Here is a 2,869-nt window from a genome sequence, read left to right as displayed (position 1 = left end):
ACCATTTCTGCTCACGAAGCGAACGCGCGCGACGCGAACGCGCGCGACGCGAACGCACGCGACGCGAACGCGCGCGACGCGAACGCGCGCCCTACTTGCGGGCGGACGCCGCCCGGCGCTTGTTGAACACGTCGAACGCGACGGCGGCGAGCAGCACCAGGCCCTTGATGAGCGACTGGTACTCGGTACCGACGCCGAGGATCGACATGCCGTTGTTCAGGATGCCGATGATGAGACCACCGACGATGGCCCCCGGCACCGTGCCGATGCCACCGGTGACGGCAGCGCCGCCGATGAACACGGCCGCGATGGCGTCGAGCTCGAACCCGTTGCCGGCACCCGGCGCCGCGAGGTTCAGCTGGCCCGTGAAGACCACGCCCGCGAGGGCCGAGATGACGCCCATGTTCACGAAGAGCAGGAACGTCACGCGCTTCGTCTTCACGCCGGACAGCTGCGCGGCGAGGGCGTTGCCACCGATCGCGTAGATGTGGCGGCCGAACACCGCGCTCCGCATGACGACCGAGTAGATCACCACGAGGGCGCCGAGCACGACGAGGACGATCGGGGTGCCGTTGTAGCTGGCGAGCAGGAGTGCCACGTAGATCACGAGCCCGGCACCGAACGCCGTCTTCACGATGAACCAGACGAACGGCTCGCTCTCGAGCTGGTACTTGCGACGGGTGATGCGGCCGCGGAACGCCGCGATCACCATCACCGCGGCCGCGGCGAACCCGAGGATCATCGTGAGCGGCTCGTACCCGGTCGTGCCGAAGGACGGCAGGAAGCCGGAGCCGAGCGACCGGAAGCCCTCGGGGAAGGGCGAGATCTGCTGGTTCCGCAGGACGATCTGCGCCGCACCGCGGAAGGCGAGCATGCCCGCCAGGGTCACGATGAAGGCCGGGATCCCGAAGTAGGCGATCCAGAACCCCTGCCAGGCCCCGACGAGGGCACCGACGACGAGGCAGAGCACGACGGCGATCGGCCAGGGGAGGCCCCACTGCGTGATCATGACGCCCGACATGGCACCGGTGAAGGCGACGACCGACCCGACGGACAGGTCGATGTGCCCGGCGATGATGACCATCACCATGCCGATCGCGAGGATCAGGATGTAGCTGTTCTGGACGACGATGTTCGAGACGTTGATCGGGGCCAGCGTGATGCCGTTCGTCGTCACCTGGAAGAAGATGACGATGACGATCAGCGCGATGAACAGGCCGATCTGTCGGAGCTGCCCGGTGAGGTAGCCGGCGGCGGACTTAAGCGCGTTCATTGACAGGGGTCTCCCGTTCCTGGGTCATGTACTGCATGAGGACCTCGGGCGTGGCCTCGGAGCGGGGCACGTCGGCGGTGATCGTGCCCTCGGAGAGCGTGTAGATGCGGTCGCAGATGCCGAGGAGTTCGGGGAGCTCCGACGAGATCACGATGATCCCCTTCCCCTGGTCCGCGAGCTGGTTGATGATCGTGTAGATCTCGTACTTCGCGCCGACGTCGATGCCGCGCGTGGGTTCGTCGAGGATCAGCACGTCCGGGTCGGCGTACATCCACTTCGACAGGACGACCTTCTGCTGGTTGCCGCCGGAGAGCTTGCCGGTGACGACGTCGACGTTCGGTGCCTTGATGTTGAGGCTGCGGAGGAACCCTCCGGCGACGGTGGTCTCCTCGGACGCGTTGACGAAGCCCCAGTTCGCGAGCTTCCCGAGCGCCGACCCGGAGATGTTCCGCTTGATGTCGTCGATGAGGTTGAGGCCGTAGCGCTTGCGGTCCTCGGTGACGTAGGCGATGCCGTTGTCGATGGCCTGCGTCACGGTGTGGGTCTTGATCGGCTTCCCGCGCTTGTAGACGGTGCCGCTGATCCCCGACCCGTACGACTGCCCGAAGACGCTCATCGCGAGCTCGGTGCGTCCGGCGCCCATCAGCCCGGCGATGCCGACGACCTCGCCGGCCTTCACGTCGAGGTTCGCCTGGTGGATGATCTCGCGGGAGCCGTCGAGCGGGTGGTGCACGGTCCAGTCCTCGATGCGGAGGAGCTCCTCGCCGATGACCGGGTTCTCCCGCTCGGGGTACCGGTTCGACAGGTCGCGGCCGACCATCCCGCGGATGATGCGGTCCTCGGAGACCTCGTCGGCACGCATGTCGAGCGTCTCGATGGTCTTGCCGTCGCGGATGATCGTGACCTTGTCCGCGATCGCCTTGATCTCGTTGAGCTTGTGGCTGATGATGATCGCCGTCATGCCCTCGGCCTGCAGCGACCGGATGAGGTCGAGCAGGTGCGCCGAGTCGTCGTCGTTCAGCGCCGCGGTGGGCTCGTCGAGGATGAGGAGCTTCACCTTCTTCGACAGCGCCTTCGCGATCTCGACGAGCTGCTGCTTGCCGACGCCGATGTCGACGATCTTCGTGACCGGGTTGTCCTTGAGGCCGACGCGCTGCAGGAGCTCGGCGGCCGCCAGGTTCGTCTTGTTCCAGTCGATGAAGCCGCCCTTGGACTGCTCGTTGCCGAGGAAGATGTTCTCGGCGATCGACAGGAACGGGCTGAGCGCGAGCTCCTGGTGGATGATCACCACGCCCGCCGCTTCGGAGTCGTTGATGTTCGAGAACGCGACCGGTTCGCCGTCGAGCAGGATCTCGCCGTCGAAGGAGCCGTGCGGGTAGACGCCCGACAGCACCTTCATCAGGGTCGACTTGCCGGCGCCGTTCTCACCGCAGATCGCGTGGACCTGGCCACGCTCGACCTCGATCGAGACTCCCTGCAGCGCCTTGACCCCGGGGAACGTCTTGGTGATGTCCCGCATCTCGAGGATGGTGTCCGCCATGCGGACCGCCTTTCCGTCGTGCGCGCGTGTGCGCGCTGGTGATGACGGACTGGAGG

Annotated in this window: 2 protein-coding genes; both read right to left on the bottom strand. The window is 66.4% G+C overall.

From position 1 onward, the window contains the following. Nucleotides 1–91: 91 nt before the first annotated feature. On the bottom strand, nucleotides 92–1,273 hold the full coding sequence (mmsB, locus tag I5E_RS13310) for a multiple monosaccharide ABC transporter permease (RefSeq protein WP_022907422.1): 1,182 nt from the start codon (nucleotides 1,271–1,273) through the stop codon (nucleotides 92–94). After that, entirely contained in the window at nucleotides 1,260–2,813 is a 1,554-nt protein-coding gene (gene mmsA, locus I5E_RS13305; protein WP_022907421.1) for a multiple monosaccharide ABC transporter ATP-binding protein, read from the bottom strand. The genes mmsB and mmsA overlap by 14 nt, the downstream gene beginning before the upstream one ends. Nucleotides 2,814–2,869: the final 56 nt, after the last annotated feature.

Origin of the sequence: Curtobacterium sp. B18, from assembly GCF_000333375.1 — a bacterium.
Lineage (GTDB): Bacteria > Actinomycetota > Actinomycetes > Actinomycetales > Microbacteriaceae > Curtobacterium.
This window is presented reverse-complemented; position numbering and strand designations above follow the sequence as displayed.

Bases quoted from the DNA above. Each gene is read 5' to 3' on its own strand.
- mmsA (WP_022907421.1), bottom strand. From the start codon at position 2,813: ATGGCGGACACCATCCTCGAGATGCGGGACATCACCAAGACGTTCCCC.
- mmsB (WP_022907422.1), bottom strand. From the start codon at position 1,273: ATGAACGCGCTTAAGTCCGCCGCCGGCTACCTCACCGGGCAGCTCCGA.